Annotated in this window: 16 protein-coding genes and 2 tRNA genes; 16 read left to right on the top strand and 2 right to left on the bottom strand. The window is 67.1% G+C overall.

All coding sequences use genetic code 11. The features are described 5' to 3' along the window. Positions 1-9: 9 nt before the first annotated feature. The 10 genes from AC2EBS_RS01145 to AC2EBS_RS01100 all read left to right on the top strand — a co-directional run bounded on the left by AC2EBS_RS01145 (position 10) and on the right by AC2EBS_RS01100 (position 8,784). The gene (locus tag AC2EBS_RS01145; RefSeq protein WP_484726551.1) at positions 10-507 is read left to right on the top strand and encodes a DUF934 domain-containing protein; all 498 of its coding nucleotides are present in this window, start codon (positions 10-12) and stop codon (positions 505-507) included. After that, on the top strand, positions 504-1,313 hold the full coding sequence (locus AC2EBS_RS01140) for a phosphoadenylyl-sulfate reductase (protein ID WP_484726550.1): 810 nt from the start codon (positions 504-506) through the stop codon (positions 1,311-1,313). The genes AC2EBS_RS01145 and AC2EBS_RS01140 overlap by 4 nt, the downstream gene beginning before the upstream one ends. Then, complete coding sequence (gene cysD / locus AC2EBS_RS01135; RefSeq protein WP_484726549.1) at positions 1,310-2,281, top strand: sulfate adenylyltransferase subunit CysD; 972 nt, start codon at positions 1,310-1,312, stop codon at positions 2,279-2,281. Before AC2EBS_RS01140 ends, cysD begins: the two co-directional genes overlap by 4 nt. Before the next feature lie 102 nt (positions 2,282-2,383). Beyond that, positions 2,384-3,685: a sulfate adenylyltransferase subunit 1 gene (locus tag AC2EBS_RS01130; RefSeq protein ID WP_484726548.1), complete on the top strand. Its 1,302-nt coding sequence runs from the start codon at positions 2,384-2,386 to the stop codon at positions 3,683-3,685. Between the two features lie 17 nt (positions 3,686-3,702). Continuing rightward, on the top strand, positions 3,703-4,467 hold the full coding sequence (gene cobA, locus AC2EBS_RS01125) for a uroporphyrinogen-III C-methyltransferase (RefSeq protein WP_484726547.1): 765 nt from the start codon (positions 3,703-3,705) through the stop codon (positions 4,465-4,467). Between the two features lie 83 nt (positions 4,468-4,550). Then, positions 4,551-4,874 (top strand): ferredoxin FdxA, encoded by a 324-nt coding sequence (gene fdxA / locus AC2EBS_RS01120; RefSeq protein ID WP_484726546.1) that lies wholly within the window; start codon positions 4,551-4,553, stop codon positions 4,872-4,874. Positions 4,875-4,932: 58 nt separating this feature from the next. Next, positions 4,933-6,027, top strand: coding sequence for an NAD(P)/FAD-dependent oxidoreductase (locus AC2EBS_RS01115; RefSeq protein WP_484726545.1), 1,095 nt, complete (start codon positions 4,933-4,935; stop codon positions 6,025-6,027). A 305-nt stretch (positions 6,028-6,332) separates the two neighbouring features. After that, complete coding sequence (locus tag AC2EBS_RS01110; protein WP_484726544.1) at positions 6,333-8,492, top strand: TonB-dependent siderophore receptor; 2,160 nt, start codon at positions 6,333-6,335, stop codon at positions 8,490-8,492. A gap of 36 nt (positions 8,493-8,528) precedes the next feature. Continuing rightward, positions 8,529-8,604: transfer RNA gene (locus AC2EBS_RS01105), tRNA-Asn, on the top strand. Between the two features lie 104 nt (positions 8,605-8,708). Continuing rightward, positions 8,709-8,784: transfer RNA gene (locus tag AC2EBS_RS01100), tRNA-Asn, on the top strand. A gap of 122 nt (positions 8,785-8,906) precedes the next feature. Here AC2EBS_RS01100 and AC2EBS_RS01095 read toward each other — a convergent pair. Together AC2EBS_RS01095 and AC2EBS_RS01090 are read right to left on the bottom strand one after the other, a co-directional pair. Continuing rightward, entirely contained in the window at positions 8,907-9,698 is a 792-nt protein-coding gene (locus AC2EBS_RS01095; protein ID WP_484726543.1) for a MipA/OmpV family protein, read from the bottom strand. A gap of 199 nt (positions 9,699-9,897) precedes the next feature. Continuing rightward, a complete protein-coding gene (locus AC2EBS_RS01090; RefSeq protein ID WP_484726542.1) occupies positions 9,898-10,461 on the bottom strand; it encodes an SOUL family heme-binding protein in 564 nt (187 codons plus the stop codon). Positions 10,462-10,856: 395 nt separating this feature from the next. Between AC2EBS_RS01090 and AC2EBS_RS01085 the strand changes: the two genes are divergently transcribed. From AC2EBS_RS01085 to AC2EBS_RS01060, 6 genes are all read left to right on the top strand, one after another. After that, positions 10,857-11,864 (top strand): sulfate ABC transporter substrate-binding protein, encoded by a 1,008-nt coding sequence (locus AC2EBS_RS01085; protein ID WP_484726541.1) that lies wholly within the window; start codon positions 10,857-10,859, stop codon positions 11,862-11,864. A gap of 13 nt (positions 11,865-11,877) precedes the next feature. After that, positions 11,878-12,762, top strand: coding sequence for a sulfate ABC transporter permease subunit CysT (gene cysT, locus AC2EBS_RS01080; RefSeq protein WP_484726540.1), 885 nt, complete (start codon positions 11,878-11,880; stop codon positions 12,760-12,762). Then, complete coding sequence (cysW, locus tag AC2EBS_RS01075; RefSeq protein WP_484726539.1) at positions 12,759-13,646, top strand: sulfate ABC transporter permease subunit CysW; 888 nt, start codon at positions 12,759-12,761, stop codon at positions 13,644-13,646. Before cysT ends, cysW begins: the two co-directional genes overlap by 4 nt. Continuing rightward, on the top strand, positions 13,643-14,671 hold the full coding sequence (locus tag AC2EBS_RS01070; protein ID WP_484726538.1) for a sulfate/molybdate ABC transporter ATP-binding protein: 1,029 nt from the start codon (positions 13,643-13,645) through the stop codon (positions 14,669-14,671). The genes cysW and AC2EBS_RS01070 overlap by 4 nt, the downstream gene beginning before the upstream one ends. Positions 14,672-14,684: 13 nt before the next feature. Then, positions 14,685-15,611, top strand: coding sequence for a CysB family HTH-type transcriptional regulator (locus tag AC2EBS_RS01065; protein ID WP_484726537.1), 927 nt, complete (start codon positions 14,685-14,687; stop codon positions 15,609-15,611). A gap of 177 nt (positions 15,612-15,788) precedes the next feature. Continuing rightward, on the top strand, positions 15,789-16,796 hold the full coding sequence (locus AC2EBS_RS01060) for a sulfate ABC transporter substrate-binding protein (RefSeq protein ID WP_484726536.1): 1,008 nt from the start codon (positions 15,789-15,791) through the stop codon (positions 16,794-16,796). Positions 16,797-17,397: the final 601 nt, after the last annotated feature.

Below are 17,397 nucleotides of genomic sequence, written 5' to 3'. Positions count from 1 at the left end.
CGCCCGACAATGAGCACCATGAAGTTCATCGACACGCATCACGACCAATGGCATCGCGTGGCCGGCGAGGACGGTCCGGTGTCGCACCCGGTAGCCGCACCAAACCTGCTGCTGACGCTGGAGCAATGGCATGCCGTGCGCGACACCTGGCCCGCAGGCATGCAGGTGGGCGTGCAGGTCGCCAACGACTACGCAATCGAGGAGCTGGCCGCCGACCTGCCGCGCCTGAGCCTGGTCGCGCTGCAGTTCCCGAAATGGGTGGACGGCCGCGCCTACAGCCAGGCGCGCCTGCTGCGCTCGCGCTACCGCTTCGGCGGCGAGATCCGCGCCGTGGGCGAGGTGCTGGTCGACATGCTGCCGCTGCTGGCGCGCACCGGCTTCGATGCCGCGCAGCTGCGCCCGGACCAGAGCCTGGATGCCGCGCGCCGCGCGCTGGGCTTCTTCCCGGCGCACTACCAGGGCGATGTGCAGGAACCACGCCCGCTGTTTGCCAAGGTGCCGGCATGAGCGGCGACGTGGCTAGCCTTCCAGTCTCGGCACTGCCGAGCAGCGTTCCGGGCGCCAGCTCGGCGATCACCCTCTATGCCCGCGCCACCGCCGGCTTCGACGAACGTCTGGCGCGCACGCGCGCCGTGCTGGCCGAGGCGGTAGGCACCCACGGCGCCAGCCTGGTGCTGTCGAGCAGCCTGGGTGCGGAAGACATGGTGATCACCGCGCTGATCGCCGAAGACCGCCTGCCGGTGGCCGTCGCCACGCTGGACACGGGCCGTCTGCACGCCGAGACGCTGGCGCTGCTGCCGCAGATCGAGTCGCGCTACGGTCTAAAGGTCGAGGTGTTCAAGCCTGTCGAGGAGCAGGTCGTCCACTTCGTGCGCGAGCGCGGCGAGAACGCGATGTACGAGAGCCTCGCCTTGCGCAAGGAATGCTGCGCAATCCGTAAGCTCGAGCCGCTGTCGCGCATGCTCGCCGGCCGCAGCGCCTGGATCACCGGCCTGCGCCGCGAGCAGAGCAGCAACCGCGCCGACGTGCCCTTCAGCGAGCCCGACGGCCAGGGCCGCAGCAAGTACAACCCGCTGGCCGAATGGAGCTGGGCCGACGTCTGGCACTTCATCCAGACCCACAAGGTGCCCTACAACGCGCTGCACGACCAGTTCATGCCCAGCATCGGCTGCGCGCCGTGCACGCGCGCCATCGCGGTAGGCGAGGACTTCCGCGCCGGCCGCTGGTGGTGGGAAGACGAAAATGCCAAGGAATGCGGCCTGCACAAGGCCAAGAGCAACGACGAACTGACGAAGTCTGGAGTTCAGGCATGAATGCCCCAGTGAATCTCGACAAACTCCTGCCCAGCGTGGACCAGCGCCACCTGGACCATCTGGAAGAAGAGGCCATCTTCATCCTGCGTGAGGTCGCCGCCGCTTTCGAGCGTCCCGGCCTGCTGTTCTCCAGTGGCAAGGACAGCTGCGTCGTGCTGCACCTGGCCGAGAAGGCCTTCAAGCGCAAGATCAGCGCACCCGGCGAGCGCCCGCGCTTTGCCGGCCAGCTGCCCTTTCCGCTGGTGCATGTGGACACCGGCCACAACTTCCCCGAGGTGATCCAGTTCCGCGACGAGCGCGTCGCCGAAATGGGCGAACGTCTGGTCGTCGGCCATCTGGAAGACAGCATCAAGCGCGGCACCGTGCGCCTGGCCCATCCGCTGGAGTCGCGCAACGGCCACCAGACCGTGACCCTGCTGGAGACCATCGAGGAGCACCGCTTCGACTGCATGATCGGCGGCGCCCGCCGCGACGAGGAGAAGGCTCGAGCCAAGGAGCGCATCTTCAGCCACCGCGACAGCTTCGGCCAATGGCAGCCCAAGGAGCAGCGCCCCGAGCTGTGGACGCTGTTCAACACCCGCATCCGTCCCGGCGAGCACTTCCGCGCCTTCCCGATCAGCAACTGGACCGAGCTCGACGTCTGGCTCTACATCGCCCGCGAGAACATCCCGCTGCCCAGCCTGTACTACGCCCACCCGCGCCAGGTCATCCCGCGCAAGGGCCTGCTGGTGCCGCTGACCGAGGTCACGCCGCCGGAGGCCGGCGAGACGGTGGAGACCGCCACCGTGCGCTTCCGCACCGTCGGCGACATGACCTGCACCTGCCCGGTCGAGAGTTCCGCCGCCAACGCCGCTGACATCGTCGCCGAGACGCTGACCGTCACGGTCAGCGAGCGCGGCGCCACGCGCATGGACGACCGCACCTCCGATGCCTCGATGGAGCGCCGCAAGAAAGAAGGGTATTTCTAAGCCCACCCCCGAGGCGCTCCGCGCCTCCCCCTCAAGGGGGCGAGTCCGATGGCCCGGCAAAGCCGGCTCCATGGACTCCACTCGATCAAGACAAGGTTAGATATGAGCGCCATAGCCACTCATGAGTTGATCCACCAGCAGGACGTCGACACCCAGCACCGCGCGCTGCGCTTCCTCACCGCCGGCAGCGTGGACGACGGCAAGAGCACGCTGATCGGCCGCCTGCTATTCGACAGCCGCGCGATCCTGGCCGACCAACTGGACACGCTGGAAAAGCGCGCCGCCGGCCAGCCGATCGACCTGTCGCTGCTGACCGACGGCCTGGAAGCCGAACGCGAGCAGGGCATCACCATCGACGTCGCCTACCGCTACTTCGCCACCAAGAAGCGCAAGTTCATCATTGCCGATGCACCGGGCCACGAGCAGTACACGCGCAATATGGTCACTGCCGCTGCCGGCAGCGATGCCGCCGTGGTGCTGGTGGACGTGACCAAGCTTGACCTGAGCCAGGCCGAGGTGGTGCTGCTGCCGCAGACGCGCCGCCACACCTTGCTGGCCCATCTGCTGCGCGTGCCGGGCCTGGTGTTCGCGATCAACAAGATCGACGCGCTGGAACAGCCCGGCCCCGGCTACGCCAAGGTGAAGGCCGCGCTGCAGCGCTTCGCGGCCCAGGCTGGCATCAAGGTCTCGGCCATCGTGCCGGTCTCCGCGCTGCGCGGCGACAACGTCACGCAGCCGCTGGCGGCAGACTGGTACGACGGCCCCTCGCTGCTGCAGGTGCTGGAACGCCTGCCCACCGTGCAGGAGACGGTCGAAGGCAAGCTGGCCATTCCCGTGCAGTACGTGGCACGCGAAGGCGAAGGTACGGGCAACCAGCCGCGCACGCTGTGGGGCCGCATCGCCCACGGCCAGGTCAAGGCCGGCGACGAGGTGCAGATCCTGCCCAGCGGCGAGACGGCCCTGGTCGCCAAGGTGCGCCGCGCGGGCGAGACGGTGGCACACAGCGTGGCTGGCGAATCCGCCGGCGTGGTGCTGGACCGCCAGCTCGACGTGAGCCGCGGCGACTGGATCGTCACGCCCGGCAGCGCCAAGCCCACGCAGAGCTTCGAGGCCACGCTGGCCTGGCTGGACACCGAGCCGGCCGTGCCCGGCCGCAAGTACTGGCTGCGCCATGGCAACCGCTGGGTGCAGGCACGAATCGCCGGCATCGAGCACAAGGTGGACATCCACACGCTGGCCGAGACCGAGGCGCACGAACTGGCCGTCAACGAGATCGGCCATGTGCAGATCGAGGTGCAGGCCGCGCTGCCGGTGGAGCCCTATGCCAGCAACCGCGTCGGCGGTGCGCTGATCATCGTCGACCCAGCCAGCAACCGCACCAGCGGCGCGCTGCTGGTGCGCTGAAGCGCAGGGACCACGCGATGGGACATGTCGTCTTCGTCAGCGCCGGCCCCGGTGCCGCCGACCTGATCACGCTGCGCGGCGCCCGCGCGCTGGCCCAGGCGCAGGTGGTGCTGTTCGACGCACTGACCGACCCCGCGCTGCGCGAGCTGGCGCCAACGGCGCGCTGGATCGACGTGGGCAAGCGCGGCTTCTGCGACTCCACGGCGCAGGCTGCCATCAACGCCGCACTGGTGCGCCAGGCGCAGACGCATCAGCGCGTCGTTCGCCTCAAGGGCGGCGACGCCAGCATCTTCGGCCGCCTCGAAGAAGAGCTGCAGGCGCTGGCCGAAGCCAGCATCACGTCCGAAGTGGTGCCCGGCGTCACCGCGGCGATCGCAGCCGCTGCGCAGACGCAGCGCCCGCTGACGCGCCGCGGCGCCGGCCGCAGCGTCAGCCTGACGACGGCAATGACGCGCGATGGCGATCTGCAGGCGCTGCGCAGCGCCGATACCGAGGTGTTCTACATGGCCGGCCGCCAGCTCGCCGCGCTGTCGCGCAAGCTGCTCGAGGCCGGCTGGCCCGTGGACACGTCGGTTTCGGTGGTCTCGCGCGCCGGCTGCGCCGATGCGCTGGCCAGCGACCACCAGGTCGGCAGCCTGGGCGCGGCAGCACTGCTGCACCAGGGCCGACCGACCGTCGTCACCGTCGGCGTGGGCGCGCGCCCGCTGCCGGCCAAGCGCCGCCAGCGACAAATCCCCCAGCTTGATCGAGCACAAGCTGCCGCCCTCAGGGCGAACGATTAAAATCGCCCATTTGTGCGCCGCAACAGGCCGCAGTCAATGCGGATCACGGCGTCGCCGGGCCACCAACACTTCCGAGCTGATCCATGACCCACGTTGTTCTCGAAAGCTGCATTCGCTGCAAGTACACCGACTGTGTCGACGTCTGCCCCGTCGACTGCTTCCGCGAAGGCCCCAACTTCCTGACCATCGATCCGGACGAGTGCATCGACTGCGCGGTCTGCATCCCCGAGTGCCCGGCAAACGCCATCGTGCCCGAGGAAGACGTGCCCGGCGACCAGCAGCACATGATCAAGCTCAACGAAGAGCTGGCCAAGAAGTGGCCCAGCATCACCAAGCGCAAGACGCCGCTGCCCGATGCCGACGAATGGAAAGACAAGAAGGGCAAGCTCTCCGAGCTGATCCGCTGAACCTGCGGGGCCGCGCCGCAGCTGTGCCGGCCCGCCCGCCCACCGAATGGAAACTCAAGTGACTCAAGCGACGACCTCCCCCGCCCAGGGCGTGATCGAAACCGATGCCGTCATCGTCGGCGCCGGCCCGGTCGGCCTGTTCCAGGTGTTCGAACTCGGCCTCCTGGAAATCAAGGCCCACATCATCGATTCGCTGGCCTACCCCGGCGGCCAGTGCATCGAGCTGTACCCGGACAAGCCGATCTACGACATCCCGGCCGTGCCGGTGTGCACCGGCAAGGAGCTGACCGACAACCTGATGAAGCAGATCGAGCCCTTCGGCGCGACCTTCCATCTTGGCCAGGAAGTCACCACGGTGGAAAAGCGCGAGGACGGCCGCTTCTTCGTCGCCACCTCCAAGGGCACGCAGTTCCTGACCAAGACCATCTTCATCGCCGGCGGCGTGGGCTCGTTCCAGCCGCGCACGCTGAAGGTCGACGGCATCGACAAGTACGAGGGCTCGCAGGTCCACTACCGCGTGCGCAACCCGGCGCAGTTCGCCGGCAAGAACATGGTCATCGTCGGCGGCGGCGACTCGGCACTGGACTGGGCGCTGAACTTCTGCGCCGGCAATGACGACGGCAGCGCCAACAAGGCCGAGAGCGTGATCCTTGTGCACCGCCGCGACGGCTTCCGCGCCGCGCCGGCCTCGGTGGCCAAGATGAAGGAGCTCTGCGACAACTACGAGATGCAGTTCATGGTCGGCCAGATCACCGGCCTGGACGAGAGCGACGATGGCGTGCTCAAGGGCGTCAAGGTCACCGGCGGCGACGGTGTCACCCGCGTCGTACCTTGCGACCAGGTGCTGGTGTTCTTCGGCCTGAGCCCCAAGCTGGGCCCGATCGCCGAATGGGGCCTGGCACTGGAGCGCAAGCAGATCGTCGTTGACACCGAGAAGTTCGAGACCAGCGTGCCGGGCATCTTCGCCGTGGGCGACATCAACACCTACCCGGGCAAGAAGAAGCTGATCCTGTCGGGCTTCCACGAGGCCGCGCTGGCCGCCTTCGCCGCTGCGCCCTACATCTTCCCTGAGAAGCGCGTGCTGCTGCAGTACACGACCACCAGCCCCAAGCTGCACAAGGTGCTTGGCGTCGAGACGCCGGTGTTCGACTGAGCCCAGGTCTGGTCTTCGCAAAGAGCCCGCCACTCGGCGGGCTTTTTCTTTGCACACGCCGATAGAATGGGCGCCTTCGCTAGGGGTGCTGGCTTTCGCAAGGAAGCTGGCTGAGAAAGTCCCTTTGAACCTGATCCGCGGCGCCGCTGGCGTCAAGGAGTCCCCGACAGGGGATCGAGTTAATCCTCGCGCAGGGAAGCTGAAACGCCAGCCGCCGCAAACGGGCCTTCACGGCTTCTTTCTCTCGTGATGCCCGGGCACGCTGGACGCGTTCGCCGACCTGCCATCGACCCAGTAGTCCGACGATGGCAAACACCAAGAACTCCGACAAGCATCACCTCCCCCCCCTCGGCACGCTCGCAGCCGCGCTGCTCCTTGCACTGAATGCGCAGGCACAGAGCACGGCGAACCTGCCGGCCGTCACCGTCAGCGGCCGCAATGCCGAGGCCCCGGTCCAAGCGGGCGGTTGGGGCGACACCCCGGTGGCCAAGCTGCCGCTGCAGGCCAGCGTGCTCGGCGCCGAGCGGCTGGCCGATGCCGGCATCTCCAGCCTGGCCGGCCTCACGCAGCTCGATGCCAGCGTCGGCGACGCCTACAACTCGGTCGGCTATGTGTCCTACCTGAAGGTACGCGGCTTCGATCTGGACAACCGCTTCAACTTCCGCCGCGACGGCCTGCCGATCAACGCCGAGACCGCACTGGCGCTGGGCAACAAGGCCAGTGTCGAGGTGCTCAAGGGCGCCAGCGGCATCCAGGCAGGCACCAGCGCGCCGGGCGGACTGGTCAACCTGGTGGTGAAGCGGCCCGACGCGAAACTGCTGACGCTGAACTTCGGCGTCAGCGAACGCGGCACGCTGGAAGCCGGTGTCGACTGGAGCCAACGCTTCGGCAGCGGCGACGCCTTCGGCCTGCGCATCAATGCGGCCGGCGCACGCCTGCACCCCGAGCTCCGCGATGCCGACGGCGAGCGCCAGCTCTTCGCGGTGGCCACGGACTGGCGCGTCGCGCCGGACACCTTGCTCGAGGCCGAGTTCGAATGGAACCGTCAGTCGCAGCGCAGCCAGCCGGGCTTCAGCCTGCTGGGCGACGCGCTGCCCTCGGCCAAGAGCATCGATCCGCGCCGCAATCTGAACAACCTCGACTGGTCGCTGCCGGTGGTGTTCGACAACACCCATGCCTCGCTGCGCCTGCAGCAGCGCCTGAATGCCGACTGGCGTGCCCAGGCGCATCTGGGCGTGCAGGAACTCAGGACCGACGACCGCCTGGCCTACGCCTATGGCTGCTCGGCCGAAGACCGCTGGGACCGCTACTGCAGCAACGGCGACTTCGACCGCTGGGATTTCCGCAGCGAGAACGAGCGCCGCCGCAGCCAGGCGCTGGACCTCTCGCTGGCTGGCAAGTTCGCCACAGCCGGCCTGCAGCACCAGCTCGCCTCCGGACTGCTGCTGTCGCGCTACCAGGCCCATCTCGGCGCGCAGACCTACCAGTGGTCGGGCATCGGCAATGTATTCATGGACATGCCCTCGCCCGCCGTGCCCGAGCCCAATGACGTCAACACCAACCGCGAGGAGCGCAGCACCGAGCTCTACCTGCGCGACAGCGTGCGCCTGAGCGCGCAATGGCAGGCCTGGCTTGGCCTGCGCCACAGCCGCATCGAACGCGAGTCAGTGCGCACCGATGGTTCGCGTGCCACCGACTATGCGCAGAGCTTCAGCACGCCATGGGCCAGCCTCAGCTATGCCTTCAGCCCGCGGCTGATGGCCTATGCGAGCTGGGGCGAAGGCGTGGAATCCGAAGTCGCACCCAACCGCAGCCGCTACAGCAATGCCGGCCAGGCCCTGCCCGCGCTGAAGAGCCGGCAGCTCGAACTCGGCCTGAAGGCCGGCAGTTCCACAGTCGACTGGGCCGTCGCCGCCTTCGACCTGCGCCGCCCGGTGTGGAGCGACATCGGCGCCTGCGACAGCACGCCCTCCAGCTGCACGCGCCAGGCCGACGGCATCGCACGCCATCGCGGCATCGAGGCCCAGGCCGACATCAAATGGCAGGACGGCAGCCTGCTGGCCAGCGCGATGAAGCTCCACGCGCGTCGCGAAGGCGCGCTCGACGCCACGCTCAACGGTCTGCGTCCGGTCAACGTGCCCGAGACGACGCTCAAGCTCAACGCCCGCCAGCGCCTGAGCGCTGCTGGCCTGCCCCAGCTGAGCGTCGATGGCGGCCTGGTCTACGAGGGGCCGCGCCTGGTGCTGCCCGACGCCAGCGTCGAGATCCCTGGCTGGACTCGCCTCGACGCCGGCCTGCGCTGGGAGCAGGCCCGCAGCGCGCAGCAACTCGTCGTCTGGCGCCTGGGCGTGAACAACCTGGCCGACAAGCGCGCTTGGCGCGAATCGCCCTATCAGTACGGCCATGCCTATCTCTATCCGCTGGCGCCGCGCAGCTGGCGCGCCAGTGTCGAGATTCAGTTGTGACGACCAAAAAACTCTGGCTATAATGCGAGGCTCTGTTCCCCGATAGCTCAGTCGGTAGAGCGCCGGACTGTTAATCCGTAGGTCCCTGGTTCGAGCCCAGGTCGGGGAGCCAAGAACAGCAGCGAAGAACGCACCTCCCGAGAGGTGCGTTTTTTGTGACCCATCAGGTCAGGCGCAACCGTACGCCGGGCCGCAGAAAATCGATCGCACAGCGATTCCCCGATAGCTCAGTCGGTAGAGCGCCGGACTGTTAATCCGTAGGTCCCTGGTTCGAGCCCAGGTCGGGGAGCCAAAACACTGAAGCCCCGATGCAGCGATGCATCGGGGCTTTTCTCTTTGCTACCGAGCCCCAGAAGACCACCATGAGTTGCCTGGCTGGAGCCGAGTCCAGACAACCCGATGGAGGCCTGCGGCTCAGAAGCTGTAGCCCGATGACAGCAGCGCCGAGTTCGTGCCCGTTTCTCGCACGATGGGACTGCGCCGTGCATCACCCTGAAGCCCGGTATGAGTGACCGCGCCGATCAAGGTCCAGGCGGGCGCAATCCGGTAGGCGAGCGACACCCCCAGACGCAGGTCGCGCAGACCCGCATCCGGAACAAAGGGCTGATAAGCACTCGAACCGGACTGCGCGACGCTGACGCCGAAGTAGTCGCGCAGGTACTTTGCGTTGCCCCAGGTCGCCGCAAGGCTGGTACCCAGCCGCAGCGCCGGATTGAGGGCCACGCTCCAGCTGGCGCCGACCTCCACGAGCAGGCCATCACGGTCGTTGCCGCTGCCGTAGCGCAGCGACGAGTTCAGCGCGACATTCCTCGTCGGGCTGATACTGAAAAAGGCACCGATCTCCGGACGCGGCTCGACATCGCCCAGACCGCGCAGTGCGTTACTCCGCCGTTCCTTGCGTCCGAAGTCCGCAGTGATCCGCGCGCCATAAGCCATGCTTGGCGCAGATGAGGCATTGAAGCCGAGTCCGGTGGACGTGCCTGCAAAGAAGCCGTTGCGCCACTGGTAGTCGAGCCCGGGCAGCAGGCGCACGCGAGACTCGTCCGACCCTTGGTACTCACGCCCGACCAGCAAGGCCGCCGAGGCCAGACCGCCCTGGGAAGCCCCTGGCGGCGTGACGGCACGGTAGAAGCCAGCCTGCGCATGCGCGAAGCCGTGCGTGCCGGCGAATGCGGTGACGACAAGGGCGGCTTTGATGGACCTCATGGGACGGCGCTCCGGATGATTGAAAGCCACAGTCTATACCGATCAGTTCACAAAGATACTGATCAGTACAAATCCCCTGCCAGTTACCGCCTGCCCAGCGAGTGCCCTCGTACGCAGGGGCCGCACAACAGACTCGCGCAACACCGTGCGTCGCGCCGCTGACCGCCCCGGACTCAGTTCGGGCGCTGGATGGCTTCCGTCAACGCACAGCCAACCAGACCTCATTGCGGCGCAGGAACCAGGGCACCAGCGGGGCGTTGTAGCGCGCCAGCACAGGCTCGCCCTCGGTGGCAACGCCGTGGGCCTGCAGGGTCTGCCTGAGCAGGCCGAGATGCTCCTGGTAGTTGGCTTGGGACCAACTTCCCGAGTAGCGCAGCACAGCCCAGATCGACGCGGGCACCTCGCGCAGCTGCACGCGCGGATCGATCGGCTCAGGTGCCGTTTCGAGCGTCACCGACTTCGGCAGCACAAACTGCACGCGAAAACCACCGGCCACGGGCGACTGGGTCACTGGCGCTGTCATCGCCATGCGCATGGGCTCGGCGGCCTGCATCACCGGCGCAGTCATGGCGAACTTCTTCTCGCCCTTGTTCTTGCCGAAGATGTAGCCCGCCAGGATGGGGAAAGCGCGATTCCCGGCCTCATCGGCCGGGCCATCCATCAGCACTTCGGCCACCACATAGGGCGCGTAGCGGCGCAATTCGACCTTGTCGAGGGTGCGAATGAGCTCAAAGCCGGGCTCTTCGATGGCGTGGCTTCGCATGGGCAAGATCGCGAGCAGGAGCACAAGCAGAAGGCGTTGCATGGTGGTGGATGGATTGGGGTGTGCGCCAGGTTGGACTTGGCTGCGAGTATCCGGTCGCTCATCGATCACCGCACAAGGTGGGGCGAGCGACTACAACGTCGCCAGGGGCTTGAGGGCCGAGGCGCCGCCGACTCGACATCGCTGAAGCCCGCAGCCCGGCGAGCCAAGCCGTTGCGTGCGCCTTCGACGGCCGCATCAAGCAGTCGGACGGCTGAACGGCCGTGACAAGACGGCGCCCTTCCCATGCCTGCAGGCCTTGTGCATCGGACGAATAAGCAAAGGCGAAAAGCTTCGTTCACCTCGCGAGCACTCGCTGGCAAGCTTCGGCTCCCGCAAGCCATGCCTGTCAGTTCATGAAGCCCCATCTTCGTCGCCCCCTGCTGCTCCTGCTGCTGTCCCTGCCTCTGCTGCCCGCCTGGGCCCAGAGCGCAGATGCCACGCTGCTCAACGTCTCCTACGACGTTAGCCGGGAGCTCTACAAGGACATCAACCCCGCCTTCGTCGCGCAGCACAAGGCCAGGACCGGCAAGACCGTGAGCGTGAGCCAGTCACACGGCGGCTCCAGCCGTCAGGCGCTGTCGGTGGCCGGAGGACTGGAGGCCGACGTGGTGACGATGAACCAGGCCACTGACCTCGACCTGCTCGCCGACAAGGGTCTGGTCCGCAAGGACTGGCGCCAGGCCTTCCCGCATGGCGCCGCGCCCTACACGACAACCACCGTGTTCCTGGTGCGCAAGGGCAACCCAAAGGGCATCAAGGACTGGCCCGATCTGGCGCGCAGCGGCATCTCGGTGATCGTGCCCAATCCCAAGACCTCGGGCAACGGCCGCTACACCTATCTGGCCGCCTGGGGCTCGGTGATCGCCAAGGGCGGCAGCGAAGCGCAGGCACGCGAGTTCGTCGCCCGGCTGCTGGCCAATGTGCCGGTGCTGGACGGCGGCGGTCGCGGCGCCACCACCACCTTCACGCAGCGCGACATCGGCGATGTGCTGGTGACTTTCGAGAACGAGGCCGAGCTGATCGAGAACGAGGTCGGCAAGGGCAAGTTTGACGTGGTCTATCCGAGCATCACGATCGAAGCAGAGGCGCCGGTTGCGGTGGTCGAGAAGGTGGTGACCAAGAAAGGCACGTCCGCCGCAGCCAAGGCCTATCTTGACTTCCTCTACTCGCCGGAAGGCCAGGAGATCATCGCCAAGCACAACTTCCGCCCGCGCGACAAAGCCGTGGCGCAGCGGCATGCAGCGCGCTTCCCGGTGGTGAAGACCTTCACCGTGGACTCGCTGCTGGGCGGCTGGCCTGCCGTGGCAAAGACCCATTTCGCCGATGGTGGCGTTTACGACCAGCTCGTCCTGAAGCGCTGACGAGGCCGCCCACATGACGAGCACTGCCGTCCTCGACGCACCCGTGCCTGCAGCGGCGCCGCGGCGCAAGCCGCGCCGCGTGCTGCCCGGCTTCGCGCCCACGCTGGGCTTCACGCTGTTCTACCTGTCGCTGCTGGTGCTGATCCCCCTGTCGGCGGTGTTCATCAAGGCCGCAGGTCATGGCTTCGATGCTTTCTGGGCCGCAGCCACCGCGCCACGCGTGCTCGCGTCCTACCAGCTGTCCTTCGGCGCCGCGCTGCTGGCCGCGGCGATCAACACCGTGTTCGGCCTGATCCTCGCGTGGTCGCTGGTGCGCTACGAGTTCCCGGGCAAGAAGCTTGTCGATGCGCTGATCGACCTGCCCTTCGCGCTGCCCACCGCGGTGGCCGGCATCGCGCTGACCGCGCTCTATGCCGGCAACGGCTGGCTGGGCGCCCTGCTCGAACCCTGGGGCATCAAGGTGGCCTTCACGCCGCTGGGCATTCTGGTCGCCCTTATCTTCATTGGTCTACCCTTCGTCGTGCGCACCGTGCAGCCGGTGCTGGAAGACATGGAGACCGAGCTCGAAGAGGCCGCCGCGTCGCTGGGCGCCCACCGCTGGCAGACCTTCCGACTGGTCGTGCTGCCCATCGTGCTGCCAGCACTGCTGACCGGCTTTGCACTGGCCTTCGCGCGCGCGGTCGGTGAGTACGGTTCGGTGATCTTCATCGCCGGCAACATCCCTATGGTCTCGGAGATCACGCCGCTGATGATCATCTCCAAGCTCGAGCAGTTCGACTACGTCGGCGCCACCGCGATCGCCACCGTGATGCTGATCTTCTCCTTCGTGCTGCTGCTGGCCATCAACGGTCTGCAGGCATGGAGCGCAAGGCGCAACGGTCTGGAGGTGCGCAAATGAGCGGCGCCGTTTCGTCGCTCGGCACGCCCAAGGGCCGCTACCAGAGCAACCCCGCCACACGTGAGGCGCCCTGGGTGCGCTACACGCTGCTCGCCCTGGGCCTGAGCTTCTTCTTCCTGTTCCTCATCCTGCCCCTGCTGGCAGTCTTCACCGAAGCGCTGCGCAAGGGCTGGGACGCCTACCTGGCCGCACTGGTCGAGCCCGATGCACTCTCGGCTATCAAGCTCACGCTGCTGGCCGCCGCGATCTCGGTGCCGCTGAACCTGGTCTTCGGCGTCAGCGCCGCCTGGGCCATCGCCAAGCACGACTTCCGTGGCAAGCAGCTGCTGATCACCTTCATCGATCTGCCCTTCTCGGTCTCGCCGGTGGTCGCCGGGCTGATCTATGTGCTGTTGTTCGGCGCGCAGGGCTGGTTCGGCCCCTGGCTGCAGGCCCACGACATCAAGATCATCTTTGCCGTGCCGGGCATCGTGCTGGCCACGGTGTTCGTCACCTTCCCCTTCGTCGCACGCGAGCTGATCCCGCTGATGCAGGCCCAGGGCCGCGACGAGGAGGAGGCCGCTACCGTGCTTGGCGCTTCCGGCTGGCAGACCTTCTGGCATGTCACGCTGCCCAACATCAAGTGGGGCCTGCTCTATGGCGTGATCCTGTGCAATGCGCGCGCCATGGGCGAGTTCGGCGCGGTGTCGGTGGTCTCGGGCCATATCCGCGGCCAGACCAACACGCTGCCGCTGCATGTGGAGATCCTCTACAACGAGTACCAGTTCGCCGCCGCCTTCGCGGTGGCCTCGCTGCTGGCGCTGCTGGCGCTGGTGACGCTGGTGCTCAAGCAAATCGTCGAATGGCGCCATGCCCTCGCCATCAAGGAAGCCGCTGCATCATGAGCATTCAAGTCCGCAACATCCACAAGAGCTTCGGCGCATTCACCGCGCTGGGCGATGTCAGCCTCGACTTCCCCACCGGCGAGTTGGTCGCGCTGCTGGGCCCGTCGGGCTGCGGCAAGACCACGCTGCTGCGCATCATCGCCGGGCTGGAGACGGCCGACCGCGGCCAGGTCTTGCTCGACGGCGAGGACGCCTCCGACACCCATGTGCGCGAGCGCCAGGTCGGCTTCGTCTTCCAGCACTACGCGCTGTTCCGCCACATGACGGTGTTCGACAACGTCGCCTTCGGCCTGCGGGTGAAGCCGCGCAAGGAGCGGCCCAGCGAGGCCGCGATCAAGAAGAAGGTTCACGAGCTGCTGAACCTGGTGCAGCTGGACTGGCTGGCCGATCGCTTTCCGCCGCAGCTCAGCGGCGGCCAGCGCCAGCGCATCGCGCTGGCCCGCGCACTGGCGGTGGAGCCGCGCGTGCTGCTGCTGGACGAGCCCTTCGGCGCGCTGGACGCGAAAGTGCGCAAGGAACTGCGCCGCTGGCTGCGCCGCCTGCACGACGAGCTGCACATCACCAGCCTCTTCGTCACCCACGACCAGGAAGAGGCGCTGGAGGTGGCCGACCGCGTGGTGCTGATGGATCACGGCAAGGTCGAGCAGGTCGGCACGCCGCAGCAGGTTTACGAACAGCCGGCCACACCCTTCGTCTACGGCTTCCTCGGCGCGGTCAACCGTTTCGAGCGCGCCGACGAGATCGCGCTGCTCGGCCAGGCCCAGCCGGCCGGCCCGGTGCAGGCCTATGCGCGGCCGCACGAGCTCGCCATCCTCACCGACCCGACCGCCCAGGGCCTGCCCGCACGCGTCGAGCGTGTGCTCAGCTTCGGCTCGGCCAGCCGCGTGGAGCTCAGCAGCGCCGACGGCCGGCCGCTGGAGGCCGAGCTCAGCCGCGAGCAGGCCGGCGCGCTGAACCTGCAGCCCGGCCAGGCGGTGCGGCTGAGCGCGCGCCGGCTGAGCCTGTTCGACCAGGCAGCCGCCTGAGCCGAGACTAGCGATGAACTTCCAGCAACTGCGCATCATCCGCGAGGCGGTGCAGCGCAACTTCAATCTCACCGAGGTGGCCGCCGCGCTGTTCACCTCGCAGTCCGGCGTCTCCAAGCACATCAAGGACCTGGAGGACGAGCTGGGCGTGGAGCTGTTCGTGCGCCGCGGCAAGCGCCTGCTGGGCCTGACCGAGCCCGGCAAGGAACTGGCGGTGATCGTCGAGCGCATGCTGCAGGACGCGCGCAACATCAAGCGCTTGGCCGACCAATTCGCCGATGCCGACAGCGGCCAGCTCACCATCGCCACCACGCACACGCAGGCGCGCTATGCGCTGCCGCAGGTGGTGGCGCGCTTCAAGGCCGCATTTCCCAAGGTGCACCTGGTGCTGCACCAGGGCAGCCCGGCGGAGATCGTCGCGATGCTGGACTCCGGCGAGGCCGACATCGGCATCGCCACCGAGGCGCTGGACAAACATCCCGCCTTCGTCACCTTCCCCTTCTACGACTGGCACCACGCGCTGGTCGTGCCGCAAGGCCATGCGCTGGCCACGCAGCGCGAGCCGATCACGATCGAGCAGCTCGCCGAGCTGCCGCTGATCACCTACCACGAGGGCTACACCGGCCGCGAGCGCATCGACGCCACCTTCGCCGCCGCGGGCCTGGCGCCGGACCTGGTGATGTCGGCGCTGGATGCCGACGTGATCAAGACCTATGTGCGCGTGGGCCTGGGCGTGGGCATCGTCGCGTCCATGGCCTTCGAGCCCGAGCGCGACACCGACCTCGCGCTGCTCGACGCCGGCCATCTCTTCGCCGGCAACACCACGCGCATCGCGCTCAAGCGCGGCCACTACCTGCGCGGCTATGCCTACCGCTTCCTGCAGGAGTGCGCGTCCGACCTCAGCGAGGAAGCGGTGAAGACGGCGCTGTCGGTCGACTGAGCGGACAGCAGCACCGACCCACGCTGCAAGGGCGGCGCGCTCTGGCAGCAAGGCTGGCCGCCGGCGGCCGCAGGTTTGCGAAGGTCCTGCAATGCAAAGCAGAACTTCTTGTTTCCCTGCCGGAGGGCAGCGGCCTAGAGTGAGCGTCATACCGATCGACTTCACTCCCAGGTCCCCATGCGATTCAATGCCCTCACACGCCGCACCTTCGCCCTGCTCGCCACCACGCTGATCGCCAGCACTGCACAGGCACAGAGCAGCCTGCTCAACGTCTCCTACGACCCGACGCGCGAGCTCTATCAAGACATCAACAAGGCCTTCATCGCGCACTGGAAGAGCAAGACCGGCGAGACGCTGGCGATCAGGCAGTCGCATGGTGGCTCGGGCAAGCAGGCCCGATCGGTGATCGACGGGCTGGAGGCCGACGTGGTGACACTGGCGTTGGCCTACGATATCGATGCCGTGCATGACAAGGCCAAGCTGATCCCGGCCGACTGGCAGAAGCGACTGCCCCACAACAGCAGCCCCTACACCTCGACCATCGTGTTCCTGGTGCGCAAGGGCAATCCGAAAGGCATCACCAACTGGCCCGACCTGGCGCGCAGCGGCGTTGACGTGGTCACGCCCAACCCCAAGACATCGGGCGGCGCGCGCTGGAACTACCTGGCAGCCTGGGCCTATGCCCTCAGCCAGCCGGGCGGCAATACCGATTCGGCCAAGGCCTTCGTCAAGCGCATCTACGCCAACACCAAGGTGCTGGATTCAGGCGCACGGGGCTCACTGACCACCTTCACCGAACGCGGCATCGGCGATGTGCTGATCTCCTGGGAGAACGAGGCCTATCTTGCCGTCAAGGAACTCGGGCCTGACAAGTTCGAGATCGTCACGCCCAGCCTGTCCATCCTCGCCGAGCCGCCAGTCACCGTGGTAGACAAGGTGGTGGACAAGCGTGGCACGCGCAAACAAGCCCAGGCCTACCTGGAATTCCTCTACACCCCCGAGGGGCAGGACCTTGCCGGGCGCCACTACTACCGCCCCAGGGATGCCAAGGCCGCCGCCAAGTACAGCAAGCAGTTCGCCCGCACCAAACTGATCACCATCGACGAAGTGTTCGGCGGATGGCGCGCCGCGCAGAAGACGCACTTCGACGACGGCGGCATCTTCGACCAGATCAGCCAGCGCTGAGATGCAAACACCTTTGCTGCGCGTCCCTGGCGGCCGGACAAGATCTGCCCCCCGCATTCGCGGGAGCCGCCAAGGATTTGCGCTGCAAATCGCTTGCTTATCGTCAAACAGCTGTCACAAACGAGATGCACAATGCAAGGCATCCGAGGCGAAACAACCGGCTGCAGATTGGGCAGAGTCCTGGAACCCGTCACCAGTGCCAAAGGATCCGTCTTGAAGCGACATCGATTACCGTCGCTTCATGTCCGGTAAGCAAGGCCGCCGCTGGGTGGCCTTTTGCTTTTGTGGCGCGGCTTCGACAGCTAGACGCTGCACTCCTTGACCGCAGCCGGCGCACGCCGCAGACTGCGCAGCTCTTTCTTCCTCAACTTCCACAGGAGACGACCATGGCCAAGACGGATATTGCCCTGCACCTCCTGTCGGCTGCTGCGCGCCTCTCTCGCCGCGCCTGAACTGAGCCAAGCCTGCCTCGCTGCCGACGGCCACTAGCCGTCGATCCCTGCCGAGCGCTGCTCTAGTCAGTTTCATCTCCCTCGCCGAGCGCCGCACCCTGCGGCCGACATCGCTTGCCATTTCGTCCTCTGTCCTGAGCTGAACAGTC

The sequence above is a fragment of the Roseateles sp. T103 genome, assembly GCF_057219915.1.
The sequence above is the reverse complement of the archived record's forward strand: the minus strand, read 5'-3'. Positions and strand labels throughout refer to the sequence as shown.